Raw genomic sequence first — 21,691 nt, forward strand, 5'->3', positions numbered from 1 at the left:
CATTTCCTGCGGCGGGCGCCACTCCGGCCATTCGGTCTTCGCCCCGACCTTGACGATTCCGGTCCAGCCGAACCCGTCCCGCCCGACGCTGATCTGGTAGCGCAGCGCCTGGCCCTGGCGGGTCACCAGGTAAAGCGCCTTCTCGTCCTTGCGGATGATGATTGTTCCCGGCTGCTCGGCGGTTGCGAAGGCGACGGCCTTGCGCAGGCTGGGCCCCATCGCCGGCAGCGGCGGCCGCTCCGAAAGTGCTGATCGCGCCTCGGCGAAATCGTGGACGGACAGCGCCAGCGCCACGCCGAGCACGCAGGCGCCGGCGAGCTTTGGGGCGATCCGATATCTATCGGGCAGCGTCATCGAGCCGCTCTTTGAACATCCGCTTCAGATCCTTGTTGAAGCGCGCCCGCCCATCCACTTCGGAAGGCGGGATGGCTCGGTTCAGCGCGTCGGTCAGAAGCGCGTTGTCGAGCGCGACCGACTTGATGTGCGGCGCCTTGAAGATCTTTTCGAGCTCGCTGCGCGAAAAATGGTTCCCGAACCATTTGCGCTTGTGCTTGTTGGCGACCAGCGTGATGCTGACCGCATTGCCGCGCAGCTCGCGGATCTTCTTGTAGAGCCGCTTGCCTTGCCGCAGCGAAGCGACATTGAGCTCGAACACGATGAAGATCTCGTCGCTCGTCGACAGCACGGAATTGTGCCAGGGCGTTTCGAGATTGGGCAGGTCGATGACGATGTCGTCGAAGCGGTAGGCGACGAGGTCGAGCAGCCGGAAGACGAAATCGCTGCCATGCGGCTCGAACGGCAGTTGCGGCCGCTCGAATGCGTAGAGGGTGAGGCCGGAAGGGCGCGACAGCTTGATGACGTCCATCAGCTCGACATCGAGCCGCTCCGGCTGGCCGATGATGCCGGCAAGGTCGAACTGATTGAACAGATTGAGATAGGCGCCGCAATTGGCGCTCTGGAAATCCAGGTCGACGAGACAGGTGGACGCCGCGCGCTCGGCCGATTTCGACGCCAGGAATTCGGCCGCCGACAGCGCCAGCGTCGTGGCGCCGGCGCCGCCGCTGGCGCTGATGAAGGTGATGATCCGGCTCTTCGTTCCCTGGTTGCCGGTGTCGTGGAAGGTCACCGCATTGAGCAGCTCCTTGCCGTCGAGCGGCTTGTGCAGCCAGTCCGAGGCATTCATGCGCACCAAAACGCGCGTCTGCTCCGAGCTCAGCTCGTCGGAAACCGCGATCAGCGGCACGCTGGCCCACAGCGCGCGCGCCTCGACGATGCCGGGCCTGCCGAGCAGCTCGCCATCGCCGAGATCGAGGATGACGATGCCCGGGCGCGTATCGGCCGGCGGCCCCTTGAGGAAGTCGCTCGTCTCGGAAACCCTGACGTCATAGATCGCCAGCGCATCGAGCCGCGTCGCCACATCGCGCTTGAAATTCGGATCCGACGAAAACAGCGCGACTTGCTTGCGCTTGGTCGGCGTAACCTTGGTGTTGATGGCGTTCATGGCGTCCACGTGCTTTTCATGTCTTCGCCCGTGACCGTGCTCAGCATGGAGGGCATGGTGATGTTTCCGAATCCGAGCAGTCCGCCCAGAAAGAAGAACTGGAAGGGATGATTGGTGATGCTGACGGTGATGGTCGGGACCGGTCCGCTGGGACGCGTCCAATAGCCGAGGCCGGACGCCTGGTATTGAATCCTGACTTCGGACTTGGCCAGCATCGGCAGGAATGTCTGCATTCCGGGCCGACCGCTGTTGCCGCTGAAAATGAAATTGAAGGCATCTTGGCTTACATTGAGGTTCTGGCACGTAGCGCCTGTGCCGCAAACGCAAGAGACGCTTCCAGCGGTGTTGGCGGTGCAGATATAGTTGTAAGTGTTTGCGGGTACCGCAGTGCCGACTTTAGTTAGGTCGGTCTGCGTTATCGTCTCGGCCAGGAGCCCGCTGGCGACAGGTGTGGAAATCTGCGCCAGCCTTGCGCCGGCTTGCACCGCTTTATTCCCGGCATTCCATTGGTAAAAGGCGTAGCCGAAATCGATGAAGCCAAGCAAAAGCGTCAACAGCAGCGGCATCACTATGGCCATTTCGACCATTGTCGTTCCGGACTGGCTAGCCCAAAACTTGGTGCGCCCCATCACCATCCAATGACCCGTTCCTGATGGGATACACTGAGGGTCAGGGCTCCAAAGCCAAGATACGACCAGAATCCAACGTCCGGATAAGAATAGGAGGTGCTGACGTCCACGACATCGACTTTGGTCGTGCTGCTGAGATAAAGTTGCGTGCCCGTGGCGGCATCAACCGCGTCCAGCGAGACCGCCTTGGTGATGTCAACCGCCGCCGGCAGCCATCCGGTCACTCTGGCGCTGCCGTTAGCGACCGCCCCATTGGCGGCAAGGTTCTGGGCTCGGCCCTTGCAAGTCGCCCAATCGCTGCTGCATCGTGCCATGTAGCGCCCCGCATCCTCAACGCCAGCTTCGAGAAGCAGGCGCGTATTCAGGATGTTGGAGAACTCGAACACACCGGCCGATAACAGCAATACGAGTGGTATCGTGATCGCGGCTTCCACCAAAGCGGCGCCACTTTCGTCGCCTTGGAACCGTCTAATGATTCTGCGGAGCCTGGTCATGTCAGCGCTACCGATACAACTGGGCTTCGTTGCGGAATGCTTTGTCTACCAGGGTGTTGTTGGCAAATCCGCCATCGACATCGACGATCTCAAGGCTGATCGCCTTCTCGGCGCCTGTACCGTCCGGATTGTCCTCGTCGTTGGGATTCACCTTCTGGATGGGGTTGTTTATGAAGACGCTTGCATAGCCATCCGGTCGGACTGCGGTGTGGCCGTTCAGCTTCGCCTGGTTTGCTTTGCAATCGATAATGGCCATGTTTATCAGCCGGCGGCTCGGATCCGCCTTGGTGAGATCCCCCTTGTAGCAGGAAGGCGTTCCAACTTCGTTCGAAGGCCCTTTCGATTTGTCGCCCACGATTCCGGCCGCGATTTCATAGTTGTAGACATCATACCTGGAGGCGGGGACGTTCCGTTTGAGAGGGTCGGTCTTCGCCGGGAGGTTTGGATACGCTGCGTTCTTATGATTGGCGGCCCAGTAGGCGGTCCAGAAGGAATTCGCCGCGATCGGCAGCGTCATGCCCTTAGCGGAGTCATAGCCGGTGCCATCCGGGAGAGGCAACGCGGAACCATCCGTCGCGACATCAAACTTGTTGCAATTGCTGTTCTTGCTGGCCCCCTTGCGGACATTGCTCGCCGGGCGGTAGCCAAGGTCTGTGTTATTTTTCAGATTGCCCTGATAGAGATCGAACCGGACATTCAGGCCAGTATTGACCTGACCCAAGGTGACACCCGTTTTCGTGGTCAGCGAAGTGCGGCTGTAGCAGGTGCCGGCGGTCCCCTTGGCCATCCCCTCCTGTATCGAGGTCAGGCCGTTTTCCAGCAGGCCAAAGTTGCCCGGGCCGGGGTTGCTATCGACTTTCAGAATACGAAATTCGCGGCTATAGGTGTCCCCCGACGCGAACGCCTGCTGGATCGTTTTGCTGGTCAACGGGTCGGTCGTCTCGAACGGATTGCACATGAAGATCGGCACCGTTTCGCAGATCGACTGGACAAATCCGGCCACAGCCTGTGGTTGAATATCGAAGGTGTTGCTGCCGCTGACAACGCTTGCCGGAAAGATCGCTTCGAAGGCCCCGGCACCATCCGCCAGCCCGGACGGGTTCACGGTCACCAGGGAGAATGTCACGGCTTTAGGGTCGGTGCTTGCCCAGTTCACACCATTGGCGTCGACACCGGCGGCACTCAACCTGATGCTGTCGTCGGCCGGTATCCCGGTCAAGTATGTAACGGTCACGTCGGCTAGAGCGAGTGTATGATCGCCTGCCGTTGAAAACTTGGTCTTGTTGGTGAGAAGGGTCGTCTTGGCCAGGTTGGCTCGGATGATGGAATCCGATCTGCCATCCAGTTCCGCAGCCGTCGCAAGCGCTAGCGCATCGACACCCTTCTGCAGATCGTTATGCAGTCCGTTGGCCCGGCTCATATCGATTGCCAGCAGTGCGAAGCCGATAAGCACGGGCAGCATGATAGCCACGAGGATCATCGCTACGCCGCGTTGATCGTTCCAGAAGGCACGAATGGTCCCCAACATGACCTTACTCTCTGCTTTCTTGCGCCAGGGGCCCTCGCATGCCCGGCGCCCTGCGCATCCCTTCGTTCAGTTCACGGCGTCGTCACACCCGACCCGCCGACATTGACCGTAATCGCTGGTGGCGGCGGTGGTGGCGGTGGATATTTGTACCCTTGGGCAACGGCTGCGGCGCGTGCGCCGTCGCCTTCGATATGTGTGTTTCGGGACGCCGGATTGAGTGGATCGACCGTCTGCAGCAGCGAATTGAACTTCTGCGTGTCGCCGGCGGCCAGGGTCACCGAATCATAGTGGTTCAGATAGTCCGCGGCACAGCCCGATAGCGCGCTAGCGCACAGGATGAGGATCAAGGCGCTATTTCTTGACATAGAGCATCTTGTCCTTCGATTTGAAGTCGAGCATGTGGCCATAGGGGCCGGTGACGCCTTCGCCCAGTTCATATTTGCGGACCATGTCCTTGGTCACTTCGAGCTGGCCGAGCACGAAGAACTCCGGATCGTTAGCGGGCCGCGTCTTGTCGAAAGGCGTCGCCAGCTGTTCGCCGGGCTTCACCGGCCGCACGATGTGCGGCGTGACAATCACCACAAGCTCGGTTTCTTCTTTCTGGCTGCTCGAATTGCGGAACAGCGTGCCGATCACAGGCACCTGGCCAAGCCACGGCACCTGGTTTTGCTGCTTGGTGGTCTTGCTCGACAGAAGCCCGCCGACCGCGAAGCTCTGGCCGTCGCGCAACTCGACAACGGTGTCGAGTTTGCGGTTGGTGAAGATCGGGTCGCCCGCGGTTGTGAAGCCGGTCAGGTCGCTCACCTCCGGCGCCAGCTTCATATGGATCTTGTCGTCGGCGAGCACGACCGGCGTGAACTGAAGATTGACGCCGAACTGCTTGTACTCGATCTGGACCTCGCCATCCTTGTCGACGCTGCGGATGGGGACCTGGCCACCGGCATTGAAGCTGGCCGGTTCGCCGGAAAGTGTGGTCAGGTTGGGTTCGGCCAAGGTGCGCACAACGCCCTTGGCCTCAAGCGCCTCGATGATCAGGTCGACCTTGATGTTGCTGTCGATGACGCGGGTGATTAAGGCTGCGAAGGGATTACTGTTCGATAGCAAACCCGTCACCAAGTCACCGGGGTCTACGCCGGGTGCTTGGGTAGCCGCGATGCCCGTTCCAACCTGGGTCGTGCCATCGCCGTTCCTGCTCCTGATCGACACGCCGAGGTCGCGCCCGGCATTGCGCTTGGCTTCCAGGACGCGGACTTCCAGATTGACCTGCTGGCTGTCGTCTACGATGACCGAGTTGATGACGGCGTCGGGTCCATATTGCTGCGCCACTTCAAGGATCGACGCCAGTGTAGCGCCGTCCTTGACATGGCCGCCAAGCCTGACCTTGCCATTGACGGAGCCGATTTCGATGCGCGCCCTTGGCGCCACCTGACGGATCGCCTGCGCCATGTCGCTGACATCGACGCCAACCTCGATCTGGAGCGCGCCGAGCGAGCGCTTATCCGTGGAGAACAGATTGACCGTGGTGGTGCCCGCGCCCTTGCCAATGACATAGAGCGTACGGTCGGTCATTGGCTGGGCATCGGCGATCTTCTCGTCGCCAACGACGATGTCGCCCAGATTGGCACTCACCTGGATCGTCACCGATTGCGACATCGGCAGGAAAATCCGATGAACGCCGGGGGTCGACACATCGATGAAGCGGTCGGCCGCATTGGCCGCCAGGCCCGACAGCAACAGCGCCCCTAGGCACGACAACGCGGCCGTCGCTATCCCTAAGCAATATCCCCGCATCCCCGTCTCCCCACTCGCTGCCGGTGGCAGTCCCGTTTATTAGCCGCACCTTATCATGGTTGTCGCGGCACGTCATATGTCTCGAGCTTCACACCCCGAAAAACGCCGATCGTTGCCCGCGCCGGCGGCTCAGGCTGCACATATTTGACCACTTCCTTGACGACCTGCTGCGGTGCCGCCATCACGATCGGAGCAGGCTTTACCTTGCCCAGTTCGTCGAGGCGGCTTCCCACCCGCTCCACCGCCTGGGTCAACCCGGCAATCTTGTCCTCGGCGCGTTTGCGCTCGGCTGCAGCCTCGGCTTCCGCTGCTGCCTTCTTGTCGAGCTCCGCCTGCCTGGCGGCGACATCGGCCGGTGTCTCGCCGGTCAGGTCGGAAAGCGTCACGCGTTCGGTCGTCTCGCCCTTGCTGGCGGCTGCCTGGCGCAACGCCAGCGACAATTGGCCGGCGCCTGCCGCCAGTGTCAGCTTCTGCGCATCCCTGGTGCTGGCCTCTAGCGTTACGGACTTCACCACGGTTGGGCTTTCCTTGCTCACATCGGCCACCTGGTCGATGGCGAGCACCTTCATGCTCTGCAGCAGCACATCGACGAAACTCTTGTCCGCCCCATCACCGTCGCGCACCGTTCGCGTCAGCAGCACATCGACCCGGTCACCGGGGAAAACGAAGCCGGCGACGCCGAGCACGTCGTTTACCCTGATGGAAACAGCTTTCATGCCTTCGCCAAGCACCGCCGAAAGCGTGGCGCGTTGGCCTGGCCCAGTGATCTTGCTGGCGAGGACTGGTTCGTTGGCGCTGATGGTTTGAAGCGCTTGCCTAGTGCCTTCGCCGGCCAAGGCCTCTTTCGTTGTCTTGAAGGCGCCCGTTGGGACCGCGCCCGCTGGCCATGCGACTTCGCGCAACTTGTCTGCGCTCAGCGTATCGCCGAACTTCAGCGGCATTGCCGCAACGACGACAGTGCTGCCTTGAACAATGCCCGTTTGCGCCATGGCGCTTCGCTGGCCGGCCAGCCAGATATTGACCAACACAACCGCCAGGACACCGAAAACACCGGCAAGAACGATCATGATGAGTGTGTTCGCGCGCATGATCCCAAAAACCCCAAGAAAGGCAACATATCGAGCGACAGGGACCCGGATCAGATCCGGGTCCCGATTGGAAAATGATCAGGGAGTAACCGCAGCAACAGTAGTACAGTTCGTTACGCCAGCAACACCCGTCAGCTTGCTGCAGAGATTGGTGAACGAGCCGTTCACCCATACTCCGATGGCGATGATCGTCACGATCGACGCCGCGGCAATGATGCCGATGAGGATGGAATATTCGACCATGGCAGCGCCGTTTTCATCGTCGCGGAACTGCCGGGTCATCGTCATGAGCTTCTTCATGTCAATTTCTCCCTTTGGAGGTTGGAACCCGACGAGACAGAGCAAGAGATGAAATCCATACCCAAGCATCCCCCGTCATCTCGATCCTAGGTCCCGAGAAAACGCAGAGTCAAACGAGATTAAGAGTTCCTTAACTTTCATATACGTGATTCGGCAAGAAGATTGCAAAGTCAAATCTTATCAAGGGATTGATTCTTTTCATTTTTCGATCGTCCTTAACCATTCGTTCACAATTCAGCCGCTCATGTGGCGAAACCAAGAAAGCATTAGCCATAATGCATATTCCTTTATATCTAAGGGGTTAGGTGGGAGTTTTACCCGTTTTCGCGGCGCGGTCGGATGACTCCGGGAGCCGCAGATGAATTTGGAGGACCCCGCATGCCCTCTGCATCAAATAAACAAGGGATTTGTGGGCTTTGATCTTAACTATGCCGAAAGTAATGGCTGTGCGCCGGGCATCCAGGCGCTTGTGCGCTCGTTGGTTAACGTTTAGTTTCCGCTAATGAGGGACTAAGGGGAGTATAGGCGATTATGCTGGGGCGGTTCATCAAGGGGCCAAGCGAACAGCAGGCAGTGACAAAGGTTGAGTTGCCGGCGGTGTCGCCTGTTGCTCAGCCCCTTTCGACCGCCGCTGATATTGAATCGCATGGCGATGATTTTCTGACGCTCAAGGTCGAGCTGCATCGCCACTTGATCGACCGGTTCAACCTGACCGCGCTTGAAAGTGCTTCCAAGGATGAGATCCTGAACGAGATCCGTCCAATCGTGCGCGAGTTCGTTCGCGCTCGCGCGGTGCCGCTGAATGCGCGCGAACTCGATCAACTCACCAGCGACACCGCCGACGAGATGCTGGGCCTCGGGCCGATCGAACCGCTGCTCAAGGATGATTCCATTACCGACATCCTGATCAATACTCACAAGCGCGTTTTCATCGAGCGGCGGGGCATCGTCGAAGAGACGCCAATCCGGTTTCGGGACGAGGCCCATCTGCTGCGCGTCATCAACAAGATCGTTTCGGCCATCGGCAGGCGGGTCGATGAATCCTCGCCCATGGTCGATGCCCGGCTGGAAGACGGCTCACGTGTCAACATCGCGGTGCGGCCGGTCTCGGTAGACGGCCCGCTGGTGTCGATCCGCAAATTCTCGAAGAATCCCTATTCGCTCGAACGTTTGATGGCATTCAATTCGATCCGCCCGCCGATGATCGACCTGCTGCGGATCGCAGTCCAGGCGCGCAAATCGATCCTGGTTTCGGGTGGCACCGGCAGCGGCAAGACAACGTTGCTCAATGCCTTGTCGAGCTACATCCCCTCGAAGGAGCGGCTGATCACCATCGAGGATGCGGCAGAACTGCAACTGCAGCAGCCGCATGTCGGCCGGCTGGAGACGCGCCCGCCCAATGTCGAGGGCAAGGGCGAGGTGCGCCAGCGCGAATTGCTCAAGAACGCGCTCCGCATGCGGCCGGATCGCATCATCGTCGGCGAGGTGCGCGGCGAGGAAGCCTTCGACATGCTGCAGGCCATGAATACTGGCCATGAGGGGTCGATGACGACAATCCATGCCAACACGCCGCGCGACGCGATCTCGCGGCTGGAACAGATGGTCGGCATGGCGGGCATGCCGATGACGCATGATTCAATCCGGGCACAGATTGCCTCTGCCATCGATATCATCGTCCAGACACAGCGTCTTTCGGACGGCGGCCGGCGTGTCACCTCCATATCGGAACTGACCGGCATGGAGGGCAATGTCGTGCAACTCCAGGAAATCTATCATTTTGTCCGCCGTGAGGTGACAGCCGAAGGCAAGGTCATCGGAGATTTTCGCGCCACCGGCGTCCGCCCGCGCTTCGCTCCAGAGGCCGCTACGCTTGGCCATCATTTTGCCAAGGACGCCTTCAACCCGCAGGTTGCCCTCTGATGCCGACGGGTCAAGCTCTGCTCTACTTCATCTACATGCTGGCGGCAGCCTCGGTCATTCTTGCAGGCGAAGCCCTTTATCTTTCCTTTGCCGGCCGCCGCTCCCGGTCCATGGCAGTCAATCGCCGATTGAAGCGGCTCGCTGGCGACGTCCCGGCCGAACAAACGTTACAGGGATTGCTGCGGGAGCGTGGCCTCACTGACTCCGGCGACTTTCTTTTTGGAATGGTGTGGCTGAACAGACTCTATACTCAATCCGGCATTACCGGAAATCCCCTGACGTTCGCCGCGACATTCCTGCTCGTTGGACTAGCGATGGCGTTGCTCCTGGTACTCTTCAATTTTTCCGCTTTGGCGTCGCTTCTTATCTTTCTGGTCGTAGGGCTTGTCCTGCCGCTTCTCGTCCTCCGGCGCGCCCGCAATAAGCGAATCCAGAAATTTGCCAAACAGTTGCCGGACGCGCTCGACATGATCGTTCGTTCGCTGCGCGCCGGTCACCCGGCTTCGGTCGCCATCGGCCTGGTCGCGCGCGAAATGCCGGATCCGCTTGGCACCGAGTTCGGCATCGTCTCCGATGAGATCACATTTGGCCTCAGCATCGAGCAGGCCGTGCGAAAGCTTTCGCAGCGCGTCGGCTTCGAGGGGCTTCAGTTGCTGTCGGTATCACTGTCGATCCAGGCCAAGACCGGCGGTAATTTGACAGAAATCTTGTCCAACCTATCCTCGGTACTGCGAGAAAGGCAAAAGCTTCGAATGAAAATTCGGGCGCTTTCCGCTGAAGGGCGCGTGTCGGCCTGGATTATATCACTGTTCCCGCTCGTCATGTTCTTGATCCTTCAACTTCTTGCTCCCTCCTATTATGGAGGCGTATGGCACGATCAGCTCATTTTCCCAGTTTTCACCGTATTCGGGGTGTGGGCTTTGTTGGGGGATTTCATCATGTATCGAATGGTTAATTTTGATTTCTGACAGGGGCGACGAATAAAATTGTTTTCGAATATTCAGGATCTGGGTTTCTTGGTATCTATCGTCGTGTTTGCGGCGGCGGCATCTTTTTTCCTGTTCGGTGCGCTCGTCTTCCTGCCAGCTCTGCAAACACGAAAGCTCGTCGCGCAGAGCCTGATGGGCGAAGGAATTACAGACCGCCGGTCAATGCTTGGACAGGACGTGCTTGCCAAGCTTGCGGCACAACGGCCAGTCGACGCCTACTTCAAGTCGATCGAAAAGGAGCGCGATGAGCCGAATGCTTTGGAGGCGAAGCTCTTTCGAGCCGGCTTTTACAAATCAAGCGCACCGCTGGTTTATACCCTGTCCCGTCTGGTTGCAGTCTGCATTGGGTTTTTGGCCATCTATGCACTGCTGTCGCGGGTCCTTCCACCACAACTGCCTGGTTTCATAACCTTTGCCGGCTCTGCTTTGTTCGGCCTGGCCTGCATGGTGATTCCGAGCATCATGCTCGATCGCTTCGAGAATGGTCAGAAACGAATCTATCGCCGTGCCTTTCCCGACTTCATGGACATGATGATCACATGCGCCGATGCAGGCATGAGCCTTGAGGCGGCGGTCGAACGTGTGAGTCACGAAATGGCTGCCACCCACAAGTGGCTGGGGATCCAACTGTCTATCATGAATTTGCAACTGCGTGCCGGCAAGCCGTTGCGGGAGGCGTTACGCGAACTCGCCGATCGCATAGGCCTTGAGGAGGCGCGGGCACTGGCCGTGCTGTTCCGGCAATCGGAAGAACTCGGCACCAGCCTCACCGATGCCTTGCGTGTTTATAGCGCCGAAATGCGCAGTCAGAGAATTCTGAGTGCCGAGGAGCGCGCCAATTCACTCCCGGTCAAGATGATGATTCCGTTGGGACTCTGTATATTCCCAGTCGTGATGGTGGTGATCATGTTGCCGGTCATCATTCGCATGAGAGGCGTTTTCTTCTAGTTTAGTATATCATTTGGCCCTAATGTGAGTCGGGGGCCCAGGGGACGGACGTATGAAGAGGGTTATCGCGGCCGCGGCCTGTCTGCTCATGGCGGTGCTTGCTGGTTGCCAGACGGCGGACACAACCGACGGTGTCGTGCGCACCAACGAGCCATCGAAAGGCGACGTAACGTCTTTTGGCGATGCTTTCGATGGGCTGAAAACGGTCAGCGACGTCGAATACTATGCCTCGGACCAGGCGGTCGCCGAAGCCAAGAACCAGTTCCGTGCCGAAAATTACGGCAATGCCGGCGCGCTGTTCTTCAAGGCGACGCAACTGGCACCCAATGATGGTAACGCCTGGATGGGGCTGGCCGCCTGCACCGACCGGATCCACCGCTTCGACCTGTCCGACCGGGCCTATGCCAGGGCCTTCAAGCTGGTCGGCGCGACGCCCGAATACTACAACAATGTCGGCTATTCCTACCTGCTGCGCGGCAAGTTGCAGGATGCCCGCTCGAACTTCCTCAAGGCTTACGAACTGGCGCCCAACGACCCGACCGTCGCCAACAATCTGAAGCTTTTGTCGTCAAGCGTGCAGAACGTCGAGCGCTAGCATGTTGCTTGCCGAAGCGCTGCTGCTGAAGGTGCTCGCAATCCCTCTGCTGGCCAGGATTGCCTGGCTCGATTTCACCACCCAGAGAATTTCCAATCGCGACGTGCTGCTGCTGCTCTGCCTGGGCGCCGGGGGGCTGCTGTTGCTGTCGCTGCAATCCGGGTCGTGGTGGGACATGGGACTGAGCACCAGTGCAGGGCTCCTGTTGTTCGCCGCGCTCTTGCCCTTCTGGGCCTTGCGCAAGATCGGCGCCGGCGATGTCAAGCTGATAGCAGTCGTGCCCTTCCTGATCAGCGGCAGCGGTCTCGCGGTGTTTTCGGTGCTGCTCCTGGTTTTCGCCTTGGCCACCGCGGCGATCGTGAAAAACCCATTCCTGCTGCCGGCGGGCGCTTTTCGGCTCATCGTCCAGCATCTGGACCGCAAGGGCGTGGTGCCGTTCGGCGTGCCGATCTCGCTGGCCGCGATCTGTACGCTGGCGTTCCTGATCTACAAAAGTTTGGTGCTGGCGAACAGTTCCGGGATTCTCAACCAGCTCAACTGACCTTGACGTCTCGCGCGGCTGAACGCGCTGCGATCGACGCTTCTTCGGAGCCTTCGCCGGCGCGTTGGCTGACGGAGCAAACGAAAAACCCGCCCGTGCGGCGGGTCACTGGCGCAAATCAGCACCATAGGCAAAAATGTACCATAGCTGAGTGCAGGGAGTCAAGAAAAAATTCCTATCAGATTGATGGCTAGATAAACAATCACAGGGAGAAGGCAGCATGGCACTTCACCTTTCGGCGGATGGCCCGGTTTCAGTCGCGGCACCCCCGCAGAAATATCTGTTTGGTCCGTTCATCGATTTTTTAATGCTTGGCGGGAGCGCGTTCCTGATCCTGCCGATCCTATTCTTTGTGCCTCTTAGATACGAGGGCGTTGTGGCGGCGGTAATGCTCTTGCTCGCCAATCTGATAAACCATCCACATTTTGCCCACTCGTATCAGATTTTCTATCGCGATTTCGGGCGCAAGGTGCGCGGCGACGGATATGACAGGAATCTCCAGATCCGCTACATCATCGCGGGCATTGCCGTCCCAATGATCATGGTCGCTTTCTTCGCCTATGGCTCCGTAACCGGCAACGCCCGCCTGCTGGGATATGCCACCAACGCGATGGGCTTTTTCGTCGGCTGGCACTACGTCAAGCAAGGCTATGGCATGCTGATGGTGGACGCGGTGCTGAAGCGCAAATTCTTCAGCGACCAGGACAAGAAAGCGCTGCTGTTCAACGGATATGCCGTGTGGCTGTTCGCCTGGCTCCAGACAAACGCGGTGATCACCGAAAGGCAGTTCTGGGGCCTAGACTACTACACATTCGCTGTCCCGCCCTGGCTCCTCAACATCGCGCTCGCGGTCGCCGCTGCCTCCTCGGCGGCCACCGCCGTGATGTTCGTCAATCGCTGGCGCAAACATGGAGGCGCGCTGCCGTATAACGGCGTCGTCGCTTACGTCACGACCCTCTATGCCTGGATTCTGTTCGTGAGATTGAACCCGCTTTGGCTGCTCGTGGTGCCGGCACTCCATTCGTTGCAGTATTTGGCGGTGGTCTGGCGTTACCAGACCAATGTCGAGCGCGACCGCGCGGATGCCGTCAAGGATCCGGAATTCAGGGTGCTGTCCATTCTTGGACCGATGTACAGGCTGCGGGTGCTGATATTCATCATCGCCGGCACAATTCTCGGTGCTCTCGGTTTCTGGCTCGTGCCGATGGCGCTGAGTGCTCTGGTTCCCTACGACAAACAGGTGCTCGGCTCGTCGCTTTTCCTCTTCATCGCGTGGATATTCATCAACGTGCACCACTACTTCCTGGACAATGTGATGTGGCGTCGCGGCAACCCGGAAGTCTCGAAATATCTGTTCCGCTAGTCGCTGCGGCCTTCATTCAGTCCCGCAGCAGATCGAACATCAGCTTGAAGAAGCGGTCCGCGTCGACCTCATGGGCGATGCGGGCATTGTCCTTTTCACCGCGCTCGCCCCAGTAATCGGCGATGGTCGCGCCGAAGGCGTAGGTGCCGGACAGATCGACGCCGATATGGGCAGGGCGCGTGCGCACCAAGGTCGGGTCGATGGCCAGCGCCAGTGCCAGCGGATCGTGCATGGCGCCGCCGACGCCCATCGAGTTGCGGTGCAGCTTCTCGTAGAACAGCAGCCAGTCGTTGACGAGCCGGCCGAGCGGCGTGTCGATGGTCGCGAGTTCGGCATATTGCGGTGCCTCGATCAGCACCTGCATGGTGACGTCGAGGCCGACCATCAGGATCGGCACGCCGCTGTCCAGAACGATCTTCAGCGCTTCGGGGTCGCAGAACGCGTTGAACTCGGTCGGCGTGATGATCTCGCTCTTGCGGTAGAACACGCCGCCCATCCAGATCAGCTCCTTGATCTTGGGCAGCACGTCGCGATGCTTGAGGATCATCAGGCCGATATTGCTGAGCGGGCCGGTGGCCACGACCAGGATCGGTTCGGGCGCGGCGCGCAGTTTGTCGGCCAGGAAATCGACGGCATGCTGGTCAACCGGCTTGATCGTCGCCTGCGGCAGGTAGGGCGAGCCCTCGAGGCCGCTTGGGCCATCTGCGGTGCCGAGCACCAGCGGGCGCGCCAGCGGACGGTGGCAGCCTTGCGCGACAGGCACGTCGCCGGCGCCGATATACTCCAGGATGCGCAAGGCATTGGCGGTCGTCTTCTCGACTTCCGCATTGCCGCAGGTCGTGGTGACGCCGATGAGTTCGATGGCAGGCGAGCGATGCGCCATGACCAGCGCAATGGCGTCGTCGTGGCCGGGGTCGCAGTCGAACAGGATAGGAGTTGGCTTGGTCATCATGTCGTCTTTCACGCCGCCCGCTCGTAGCGCGCTATGGTTTTCTTGAAGCCGTCGAGGAAACGCCGGCCGTCCAGGCCGGTGCAGATGCGGGTGGTCTTGGGCCCGCCGCCGGGCAGCAATTGCCGGCCGCGATAGGCGACGGTCTGGCCGCGCGCCAGCCTGCCGTCGAGCACGACGTCGGCGAACAGCGGCTCGGTCATCGTCGCCAGGCCAGGATCGAAAGCCAGCGCCACGGTGATCACGTCGTCCATCGGGAACCCGACGAGGTCGAAGAATTCGCGCCAGATGTCGATGTAGATCGGGAAGCTGTCGGCGATCATCTCAAGGACGGGATTGTCCTTGGCGACGGCCTGCATGTCGGCGATGTCGTCGCGTGTCAGCATCGAATCGGCGACGCGGTTGTCCTCGCAGATGTCGAGCGGCACGAGAATCTTCTCGACATCGGCGTTCAGCACGATGCGCGAAGCCTCCGGATCGGCCCAGATGTTGTATTCCGACAGGGGCGTGATGTTGCCCGGCGTCTGGAAATTGCCGCCGAGCACGATCAGCCGCTTCAGTGCACCGGTCAATCCCGGCTCCTGCAACAGCGCCATCGCCGCGTTGGTCAGCGGGCCGGTCGTCACCAGCGTGATCTCGCCCGGATTGGCCATGACCGTGCCGATGATGAAATCGACCGCATGTCCCGACGTGGCTTGCCGCACCGGCGCCGGCGCCGGCGGGTTGAACTTCTTGAGGCGATCGCCGAAACGGGCAACAAGCCGCTTTTCGAAATGCACCGGCGCCTCCATGTCGGCCTTGGCGTTGCCGACGATCGGCCGCCACGCGCCGGCGTGAACCGGGATATCGTCACGCCCGGCGAGCGTCAGCGTGTTGAGCACGACGTTGGTGACCTGCTCGATCGGGCCGGCCGCACCGGTGACGGTGGTTACGCCCTCGAGCCGGAGCTTGGGATTGATCGCCGCGAACAGCACGGCGAGAATATCGTCGCCGGCCGAATCCACGTCGAGGATTATGCGTTCCATAAAGGCTTCCTTCACTGGGGATTTTTGCCGCCGGGTTCCGTGTTCTTGTCTACCGACAGCAGCTTGCGCATCGATTCCAGCGTCTCCGCGATGATCCTTGGACGCGCCCGGTAGGACAGCGCGAACAATGCGATCAGCGCGACGACATAGGGGACGGTGAGAACCAGGTAGGAGGGATAGCCGAACGTCTGCAGGCGCAGCGAAAAAGCGTCGGCGAAGCCGAACAGCAGGCAGCCGGCCAGCACCTTCAGCGGATCGCCGTTGGAAAAGATCAGGATCGCCACCGCCATGAAACCACGGCCCGACGACATGTTTTCGGTGAACATGGTGATGTAGCCGAGTGACAGATGCGCGCCGGCGAGGCCCGCCAGCAATCCGCACAGCAGCGACGCGATGTAGCGGACGCGGGTGATCGAGATGCCGAGCGCCTCGGCGGCTTCCGGCTTTTCGCCAACGACGCGGATATAGAGGCCGAGCCGCGTCCGGTTGTAGCAGACGACCAGCAGCGGCACGGCGATGAAGGCGGCATAGACGAGTGGCGTGAAGCCGGAGATCAGCGGCGCCCACGAGCCGAGAAGGTCGCGGGCGCCGGGCAGCTGGACTTTCGGCAGGCCGACGATGCCGTGACCGACGATCGAGCCGCGCGTGCCGAAGATCGCTTTCATCAGCGAGATCGTCATGCCGCCGGCCAGGATGTTGAGCGCCAGCCCGACGACCACTTCATTGGCCTTGAAGCTCACCACCAGGACAGCAAAAACCAGGGCGAAGACGAGCGCCGCCGCGACGCCGCAGGCGACGCCCGCCAGAGCGGAACCGGTCCAGATCGAACCAAGGACGGCGAAGAAGGCGCCGACCAGCATCTGCCCCTCGAGGCCGATGTTGAAGATGCCGGCCTTGGTGGTGAACGAGCCGCCAAGCGCGACCAGAAGGATGGGCGCCGTGGTGCGAAGCGTCGCCGCGATCAGCGCGACGTTGATGAGCTTGTCTAGAATTTCCATCGCCGCTCCCCTGCCTGGCTGTCGCCACGCTTTCTCACCAGCACCTGGGCCGACACGCTGAGGATGATCAGCGCCTGGATCACGGTGATGATCTCGCGCGACGCGCTGGTATCGACCTCGAGCAGCAGCGATCCGTTGCGCAGGGCGCCAAAGAACAGCGCGGTGAAGATGGTGGCGACGGGCGAGCCATTGGCGAGCAGGGCGGCGATCAGCCCGTCGAAGCCGAAACCGGGAGCAAATCCTTCCATGAAGCGGTGATGGACGCCGAGCGTCTCGACGCCGCCGGCCAGCCCGCCGACCGCCCCCGAAAGCAGCAGGACCAGGAAACCCTGCCGTTTCACGTTGACGCCGCCATATTCGGCGAATTTCGGCGCCGAACCGACCATCGTGACGCTGTAACCCCATTTGGTGTAGCGGAAGACAAGGGCTGCGCCGACCGCCAGCACCAGGCCAATGACCAGGCCCCAGTTCAACCGCGAAAAGGTGAAGATCTCCGGCAGATAGGATGTCGCCAGGATCGGCGGCGTCTCCGACCAGCCACCCGGCCGCTTGAACAGGAAGATGGTGAAGTAGGACGTGAGCAGCACCGCCACGTAGTTCGACAGGATCGTCGAGACGACCTCGTTGGTGTTGTAGCGGGCGCGGAAGTAGGCGGGGATGGCGACCCAGGCCGCGCCTGCCACGACCGCGAGCGCCAGTGCTGCCAGCGTGTGGATGCCCGCGGGCAGGGGCATGGCAAAGCCGACCCACGCGGCGGCGAAGCCGCCTAGGAACAGCTGGCCCTCGATGCCGACGTTGAACATGCCGCCGCGCAGGCCGATGCAGGCGGCGACACCGCAGATCAGGATCGGTGTCGTCTGCAGCAAGGTCCCGGCAATCTTCTCCTGATCGCCGAAGGCGCCGCGCAACAGCGTCATGAACACGCGCACCGGGCTTTCGCCAACCATGAGGATGATGATCGCGCCCATCAGCAGTGCCACGCCGATGGCGATGACCTGGCCGGAAACGGCACGCAAATGGTCTTTCATGATGCGGTCTCCGCGGCGAATTCCGGCGCGGCCACGCCTGCCATCATCATGCCGATGCGCTCCTCTTCGGCATCATCGCCGGCGACCTCGCCCATTATCCGCCCGTTGAACATCACCAGGATGCGGTCGGCAAGGGCGGCCAGTTCGTCGAGTTGCACGGAAATCAGCAGGATCGCCCGGCCGGCGGCGCGCTGGCGCATGATCTCGTCGTGAATGGCCTCCTGGGCGCCGATGTCGACGCCGCGCGTCGGCTGGTCGATCAGCAGGAAATCGGCGCCATTGGTGAATTCGCGTGCCAGAACGACCTTCTGGATGTTTCCACCCGAAAGCCGCTTGACCGCATCGCTCGGTCCGCGCGCGCGAATATCGAAGCTCTTGATCAGCGTTTCGGCGTTTTGATTTATGGCATTCCAGTTGAGCATGCCGCCGCGGCTCCATGGTGCGCGATGCTGGCGGCCCATCAGGGTGTTGGCCGCTATCGAAGCGTTGCGATCGACCCCGCGCACCATGCGGTCGCCTGGAACATGGGCGAGGCCTGCCTGGCGGATCGCGGCGGGGGAGAGAGCGGTGAGATTCTGGCCCTTCAGCCACGCCCCGCCATGGCTTGCCGGCCGCAACCCCGAAAGCACTTCCGCCAGCTCCGTCTGTCCATTGCCGGCCACACCCGCGATCCCCACCACCTCGCCGGAGCGGACCGTGAAACTGGCATCGCGAAGGGCCGGCAGCAGGCGGTCGTCGCGCGCCCACAGATCCTTCACTTCGAGCACCACGTCGCCGTGCAGCGATGCGCGGGGCCGGCGGTCGAAGCTGACCTCTCGGCCGACCATCATGTGCACCAACTCGTCCTTGCTGAGCTCGGCCGTGGGCCGGGTCGTCACCTTCCTGCCGTTGCGCAGCACCGTCACCGTGTCGGACACTTCCATCACTTCTTCCAGGTGATGCGAAATGAAGATCACCGTCATACCTTCGGCCACGAAGCTGCGCAGCGTCTGGAACAGCTCACGGCTCTCCTGCGGCGTCAGCACTGCGGTCGGTTCGTCTAGGATGATGGTGCGCGCGCCGCGCACCAGGACCTTCAGGATTTCGATGCGTTGCTCTATGCCGACCGAGAGCAGCCCGACGCGCTCGGTCGGATCGACTTGCAGGCCGAAGCGCTTCGACAGGTCGCGCGTGCGCGCAATTTGTGCGGCGTGGTCGATCAGCCCATGGCGACGGATTTCCATACCAAGAAAGACGTTGTCGGCAACCGAGAGCGAGGGAACCAGCTTGAAATGCTGGTGAACCATGCCGAGGCCGGCCTTTATTGCCACGGACGGGTCGGCGATCACGATCTCTTCACCGTTCAGCCGGATCGAGCCTTCGTCCGGTTGCAAGAGGCCGAACAGGATGTTCATCAGCGTCGTCTTGCCGGCACCGTTCTCGCCGATGATGGCGTGGATCTCGCCGCGGCGGACCGCAAGGTCGATGCCGTCATTGGCGACGAATGCGCCAAAACGCTTGGTGATGCCAGTCAACTCGACGGCCATCGCGGCATTGCTGTGGAGGGTCGGCGACCCCGGCGTGTTCGACAACGTGGCTCTCGCAGATTGGACACTGATCCGCCGCGGCAAGCCGCGGCGGATCAGTGTAGCGCTTTCTTGGGAGGGAGGCGCTGTTGTTGGCTTACTTCGCCTTGGCGATCACGATCTTGCCGTCGACGATGCCCTTTTTGATCTCATCGAGCTTGGCGGTCACGTCAGCCGGGATCTTGGCGGCGATGTCATCGCAGACCTTGACCTCGACACCGCCCGAGGCGAGGTCGAAAGTGCGGGTGCCGGCGGTAATCTTGCGGCCCTCGACCTCGTCCTTGATCAGCGTATAGACGGCGATGTCGCCGCGCTTCAGCATGCTGGCAAGCACATTTCCCGGCGCCGAGCCGCACATGTCGATGTCGACGCCGATCGAATATTTGTCGACCGCGGCACTTGCCTGCATCACGCCTTCACCCGTCGGGCCGGCGACGTTGTAGACAATGTCGGAGCCTTGGCCGTAAAGCGCCTGGGCAAGTTCGCTTCCCTTGGCCGGGTCGTCGAAGGTTCCGGCGAAGACGGAGTTCACCTTGACGTCGGGCGCGGCATATTTGGCGCCTTGCTCGTAGCCGCCCAGGAAGTTGCGGATCACCGGGATATCGCGGCCGCCGACAAAGCCGATGGCCTTGCCGTCGCCGATCTTGTCGAAGGCCGTGCCCTTGTCCTCGATCATGCCGGCAAGCGCGCCGGCGACGAAGGATCCCTGCTCCTCGGCGAAATTTGCGTAGATCATCTTGGGGTTGTCGAGGACGCCATCGATGAACACGAAGCGCTGGTCAGGATATTCGGCGCTGACCTTTTGCAGCGAGTCCACCAGCTCCCAGCCCATCACGAAGATGAGGTCGTACTGCTTGCCCTTGGCAAGGTTCTCGAACTGCTGCTGGTAGTCGAGCGCGCGATTGCCGGTGTCGACCAGCTTGAGGTCGATGCCGAAATCGGTCTTGGCCTTGTTGAGGCCGTTGACGATCGAAACGCCGAAACCCTGTGCGAAATATCCCGAGATGGCGGCTACGGAAACCTTGTTCTGTGCGGCGGCCGGTCCGAACGAAATGGCAAGCATCGTGCCCGCCAGAAATAAACTCTTGAGCGCCCTTTTCATGTCATTCCCCTTCAGCTTTTTTCAGCTTTTGAAGCCACGCTTTGACCATCCCCCACACATCGCCGGGACAATGGCGAGTTCGTTGATGGTCATATGAGTTTAGGAGCGGCTCAACAGGCTGTCAATCGTCATCCGATGCAGTTTTCTTGGCCCTTCGCCCACTTGCTCGACGTCTTCGCTTGACAAATGTCGATGGGCATAATTGTTGATACTCTAACGAGTTTTATGAACGATGGAATGAAGGAAGCGAACAATGCCGGCTGTGGTGGTCAGGAAATTTCTGATTCAGGTCGAAGAGATATTCCATGAGGGCGGACCCCACGCTGCACGCCCGCTCAAGCGAGGCGCGGTCGTCGCGGTCATCGCCAACCCTTTTGCCGGACGCTATGTCGAAGAGATCACCGGCTTCATGGAAGACCTGAAGCCGCTCGGTCTCGATATGGCCCAGCGCCTGATCGACGCCATTGGTGAAGGCGGCCAGGCCATCGAAGGCTATGGCAAGGGTGCCATAGTCGGCGCCGCCGGCGAGCTTGAACATGGCGCGCTCTGGCACAATCCGGGCGGCTATGCGATGCGCGAACTGCTCGGCAATGCCAAGGCGATCGTGCCTTCGACCAAGAAGGTCGGTGGCCCCGGAACGCGCATAGACATCCCGATCACCCACATAAACGCCTCCTATGTGCGCAGCCATTTCGATGCGATCGAGATCGGCATTGCCGATGCGCCGCGCGGCGACGAAATAGCAGTCATCCTGGCGATGACCACCGGCGCGCGCGTCCATGCACGGGTCGGCGGCCTTGCCGCCGCCGATATCAAGGGCGAGGACGGACTGCGATGAACCCGGAAATCCGCCGTATCATCACCATCGTCGAGGAAACCCGGATCGAAGGCGGGCGCCCCGTCGATCCGCCGACGCGGCGTGCCGCGGCCATTGCGGTGATCAGCAACCCCTATGTCGGCACTTACGTCGAGGACTTGTCGGCACTTAGTGACATCGGCGAAGCGTTGGGCGATATCTTGCCCATGCGCGCCGTCGCTGCTCTGGGCATTGCCGGCGACCGGGTCGAGAGCTTCGGCAAGGCCGCCGCCGTCGGCGCCGATGGCGAGCTCGAACATGCCGCCGCCATCCTTCATCCAAAGCTCGGTGCCCCGTTCCGCGATGTGCTCGGCAAGGGGGCCGCGCTCATTCCTTCATCGAAGAAGCGCGGCGGCCTTGGTGTGCCGCTCGATATTCCGCTCGGTCACAAGGATGCGGCGCGGGTGCGCAGCCATTTCGACGGCATGGAGGTTCGTGTTCCCGACGCACCGAGTGCCGACGAGATCGTCGTCGCCATCGC

The 21,691-nt window shown here is 60.9% G+C and carries 23 protein-coding genes; 8 read left to right on the forward strand and 15 right to left on the reverse strand.

The genetic code is table 11. The annotated features are described in order from the left end of the window. The 9 genes from EN943_RS20400 to EN943_RS20440 form a co-directional block, all read right to left on the reverse strand. Nucleotides 1-354, reverse strand: a 354-nt coding sequence (locus EN943_RS20400; RefSeq protein WP_164778280.1) for a L,D-transpeptidase, incomplete at its 3' end; no start/stop codon positions are given. Then, nucleotides 338-1,501 carry an AAA family ATPase gene (locus EN943_RS20405; RefSeq protein ID WP_127414388.1) on the reverse strand — a complete coding sequence of 388 codons (1,164 nt, stop codon included), beginning with the start codon at nucleotides 1,499-1,501 and terminating at the stop codon, nucleotides 338-340. The genes EN943_RS20400 and EN943_RS20405, both read right to left, overlap by 17 nt. Next, nucleotides 1,498-2,088 carry a TadE/TadG family type IV pilus assembly protein gene (locus EN943_RS20410; RefSeq protein WP_245475918.1) on the reverse strand — a complete coding sequence of 197 codons (591 nt, stop codon included), beginning with the start codon at nucleotides 2,086-2,088 and terminating at the stop codon, nucleotides 1,498-1,500. The genes EN943_RS20405 and EN943_RS20410 overlap by 4 nt, the downstream gene beginning before the upstream one ends. A gap of 41 nt (nucleotides 2,089-2,129) precedes the next feature. Beyond that, complete coding sequence (locus EN943_RS20415; RefSeq protein ID WP_164778281.1) at nucleotides 2,130-2,564, reverse strand: TadE/TadG family type IV pilus assembly protein; 435 nt, start codon at nucleotides 2,562-2,564, stop codon at nucleotides 2,130-2,132. 67 nt (nucleotides 2,565-2,631) lie between these two features. Next, nucleotides 2,632-4,152, reverse strand: a complete 1,521-nt coding sequence (locus EN943_RS20420) for a pilus assembly protein TadG-related protein (protein WP_127414375.1) — start codon at nucleotides 4,150-4,152, stop codon at nucleotides 2,632-2,634. Between the two features lie 71 nt (nucleotides 4,153-4,223). Beyond that, nucleotides 4,224-4,517: a hypothetical protein gene (locus EN943_RS20425; RefSeq protein WP_127414376.1), complete on the reverse strand. Its 294-nt coding sequence runs from the start codon at nucleotides 4,515-4,517 to the stop codon at nucleotides 4,224-4,226. Beyond that, entirely contained in the window at nucleotides 4,504-5,943 is a 1,440-nt protein-coding gene (locus tag EN943_RS20430; RefSeq protein ID WP_127414377.1) for a type II and III secretion system protein family protein, read from the reverse strand. Before EN943_RS20430 ends, EN943_RS20425 begins: the two co-directional genes overlap by 14 nt. A gap of 53 nt (nucleotides 5,944-5,996) precedes the next feature. Further along, complete coding sequence (cpaB, locus tag EN943_RS20435; protein ID WP_127414378.1) at nucleotides 5,997-7,031, reverse strand: Flp pilus assembly protein CpaB; 1,035 nt, start codon at nucleotides 7,029-7,031, stop codon at nucleotides 5,997-5,999. Nucleotides 7,032-7,109: 78 nt separating this feature from the next. Continuing rightward, on the reverse strand, nucleotides 7,110-7,331 hold the full coding sequence (locus EN943_RS20440; protein ID WP_127414379.1) for a Flp family type IVb pilin: 222 nt from the start codon (nucleotides 7,329-7,331) through the stop codon (nucleotides 7,110-7,112). A 531-nt stretch (nucleotides 7,332-7,862) separates the two neighbouring features. Here EN943_RS20440 and EN943_RS20445 point away from each other — a divergent pair. The 6 genes from EN943_RS20445 (at nucleotide 7,863) to EN943_RS20470 (ending at nucleotide 13,687) form a co-directional block, all read left to right on the forward strand. Beyond that, nucleotides 7,863-9,251 (forward strand): CpaF family protein, encoded by a 1,389-nt coding sequence (locus EN943_RS20445; RefSeq protein ID WP_127414380.1) that lies wholly within the window; start codon nucleotides 7,863-7,865, stop codon nucleotides 9,249-9,251. Then, nucleotides 9,251-10,219 carry a type II secretion system F family protein gene (locus tag EN943_RS20450; protein ID WP_127414381.1) on the forward strand — a complete coding sequence of 323 codons (969 nt, stop codon included), beginning with the start codon at nucleotides 9,251-9,253 and terminating at the stop codon, nucleotides 10,217-10,219. The genes EN943_RS20445 and EN943_RS20450 overlap by 1 nt, the downstream gene beginning before the upstream one ends. Before the next feature lie 18 nt (nucleotides 10,220-10,237). Further along, nucleotides 10,238-11,188 (forward strand): type II secretion system F family protein, encoded by a 951-nt coding sequence (locus tag EN943_RS20455; RefSeq protein WP_063170096.1) that lies wholly within the window; start codon nucleotides 10,238-10,240, stop codon nucleotides 11,186-11,188. Nucleotides 11,189-11,240: 52 nt separating this feature from the next. Further along, nucleotides 11,241-11,783, forward strand: coding sequence for a tetratricopeptide repeat protein (locus EN943_RS20460; protein ID WP_013530288.1), 543 nt, complete (start codon nucleotides 11,241-11,243; stop codon nucleotides 11,781-11,783). A 1-nt stretch (nucleotide 11,784) separates the two neighbouring features. Continuing rightward, entirely contained in the window at nucleotides 11,785-12,324 is a 540-nt protein-coding gene (locus EN943_RS20465) for a prepilin peptidase (RefSeq protein ID WP_127414382.1), read from the forward strand. A 220-nt stretch (nucleotides 12,325-12,544) separates the two neighbouring features. Next, nucleotides 12,545-13,687, forward strand: a complete 1,143-nt coding sequence (locus EN943_RS20470; protein WP_127414383.1) for a hypothetical protein — start codon at nucleotides 12,545-12,547, stop codon at nucleotides 13,685-13,687. Nucleotides 13,688-13,703: 16 nt separating this feature from the next. Here EN943_RS20470 and EN943_RS20475 read toward each other — a convergent pair whose 3' ends face one another. The 6 genes from EN943_RS20475 to EN943_RS20500 all read right to left on the reverse strand — a co-directional run bounded on the left by EN943_RS20475 (nucleotide 13,704) and on the right by EN943_RS20500 (nucleotide 20,354). Further along, nucleotides 13,704-14,651, reverse strand: a complete 948-nt coding sequence (locus tag EN943_RS20475) for a nucleoside hydrolase (RefSeq protein WP_164778282.1) — start codon at nucleotides 14,649-14,651, stop codon at nucleotides 13,704-13,706. Further along, on the reverse strand, nucleotides 14,648-15,661 hold the full coding sequence (locus EN943_RS20480) for a nucleoside hydrolase (protein WP_127414384.1): 1,014 nt from the start codon (nucleotides 15,659-15,661) through the stop codon (nucleotides 14,648-14,650). Before EN943_RS20480 ends, EN943_RS20475 begins: the two co-directional genes overlap by 4 nt. 11 nt (nucleotides 15,662-15,672) lie before the next feature. Next, nucleotides 15,673-16,659 (reverse strand): ABC transporter permease, encoded by a 987-nt coding sequence (locus EN943_RS20485; protein ID WP_127414385.1) that lies wholly within the window; start codon nucleotides 16,657-16,659, stop codon nucleotides 15,673-15,675. After that, nucleotides 16,647-17,687 (reverse strand): ABC transporter permease, encoded by a 1,041-nt coding sequence (locus EN943_RS20490; protein WP_127292938.1) that lies wholly within the window; start codon nucleotides 17,685-17,687, stop codon nucleotides 16,647-16,649. Before EN943_RS20490 ends, EN943_RS20485 begins: the two co-directional genes overlap by 13 nt. Continuing rightward, entirely contained in the window at nucleotides 17,684-19,258 is a 1,575-nt protein-coding gene (locus tag EN943_RS20495; RefSeq protein ID WP_164778284.1) for an ABC transporter ATP-binding protein, read from the reverse strand. The genes EN943_RS20490 and EN943_RS20495 overlap by 4 nt, the downstream gene beginning before the upstream one ends. A 91-nt stretch (nucleotides 19,259-19,349) precedes the next feature. After that, complete coding sequence (locus EN943_RS20500; RefSeq protein ID WP_127414386.1) at nucleotides 19,350-20,354, reverse strand: BMP family ABC transporter substrate-binding protein; 1,005 nt, start codon at nucleotides 20,352-20,354, stop codon at nucleotides 19,350-19,352. 253 nt (nucleotides 20,355-20,607) lie between these two features. Between EN943_RS20500 and EN943_RS20505 the strand changes: the two genes are divergently transcribed. Further along, nucleotides 20,608-21,192, forward strand: a complete 585-nt coding sequence (locus EN943_RS20505; protein ID WP_127414387.1) for an amino acid synthesis family protein — start codon at nucleotides 20,608-20,610, stop codon at nucleotides 21,190-21,192. Beyond that, nucleotides 21,189-21,691, forward strand: a 503-nt coding sequence (locus tag EN943_RS20510) for an amino acid synthesis family protein (protein ID WP_164778285.1), incomplete at its 3' end; no start/stop codon positions are given. The genes EN943_RS20505 and EN943_RS20510, both read left to right, overlap by 4 nt.

Source organism: Mesorhizobium sp. M7A.F.Ca.US.006.01.1.1, from assembly GCF_003997935.1.
In the GTDB taxonomy this organism is placed as follows: domain Bacteria; phylum Pseudomonadota; class Alphaproteobacteria; order Rhizobiales; family Rhizobiaceae; genus Mesorhizobium.

Bases quoted from the DNA above. Each gene is read 5' to 3' on its own strand.
- EN943_RS20420 (WP_127414375.1), bottom strand. From the start codon at position 4,152: ATGTTGGGGACCATTCGTGCCTTCTGGAACGATCAACGCGGCGTAGCG.
- EN943_RS20460 (WP_013530288.1), top strand. From the start codon at position 11,241: ATGAAGAGGGTTATCGCGGCCGCGGCCTGTCTGCTCATGGCGGTGCTT.
- EN943_RS20500 (WP_127414386.1), bottom strand. From the start codon at position 20,354: ATGAAAAGGGCGCTCAAGAGTTTATTTCTGGCGGGCACGATGCTTGCC.
- EN943_RS20505 (WP_127414387.1), top strand. From the start codon at position 20,608: ATGCCGGCTGTGGTGGTCAGGAAATTTCTGATTCAGGTCGAAGAGATA.
- EN943_RS20405 (WP_127414388.1), bottom strand. From the start codon at position 1,501: ATGAACGCCATCAACACCAAGGTTACGCCGACCAAGCGCAAGCAAGTC.
- EN943_RS20440 (WP_127414379.1), bottom strand. From the start codon at position 7,331: ATGAAGAAGCTCATGACGATGACCCGGCAGTTCCGCGACGATGAAAAC.
- EN943_RS20465 (WP_127414382.1), top strand. From the start codon at position 11,785: ATGTTGCTTGCCGAAGCGCTGCTGCTGAAGGTGCTCGCAATCCCTCTG.
- EN943_RS20450 (WP_127414381.1), top strand. From the start codon at position 9,251: ATGCCGACGGGTCAAGCTCTGCTCTACTTCATCTACATGCTGGCGGCA.
- cpaB (WP_127414378.1), bottom strand. From the start codon at position 7,031: ATGCGCGCGAACACACTCATCATGATCGTTCTTGCCGGTGTTTTCGGT.
- EN943_RS20490 (WP_127292938.1), bottom strand. From the start codon at position 17,687: ATGAAAGACCATTTGCGTGCCGTTTCCGGCCAGGTCATCGCCATCGGC.
- EN943_RS20410 (WP_245475918.1), bottom strand. From the start codon at position 2,088: ATGGTCGAAATGGCCATAGTGATGCCGCTGCTGTTGACGCTTTTGCTT.
- EN943_RS20480 (WP_127414384.1), bottom strand. From the start codon at position 15,661: ATGGAACGCATAATCCTCGACGTGGATTCGGCCGGCGACGATATTCTC.
- EN943_RS20485 (WP_127414385.1), bottom strand. From the start codon at position 16,659: ATGGAAATTCTAGACAAGCTCATCAACGTCGCGCTGATCGCGGCGACG.
- EN943_RS20425 (WP_127414376.1), bottom strand. From the start codon at position 4,517: ATGTCAAGAAATAGCGCCTTGATCCTCATCCTGTGCGCTAGCGCGCTA.
- EN943_RS20445 (WP_127414380.1), top strand. From the start codon at position 7,863: ATGCTGGGGCGGTTCATCAAGGGGCCAAGCGAACAGCAGGCAGTGACA.
- EN943_RS20470 (WP_127414383.1), top strand. From the start codon at position 12,545: ATGGCACTTCACCTTTCGGCGGATGGCCCGGTTTCAGTCGCGGCACCC.
- EN943_RS20430 (WP_127414377.1), bottom strand. From the start codon at position 5,943: ATGCGGGGATATTGCTTAGGGATAGCGACGGCCGCGTTGTCGTGCCTA.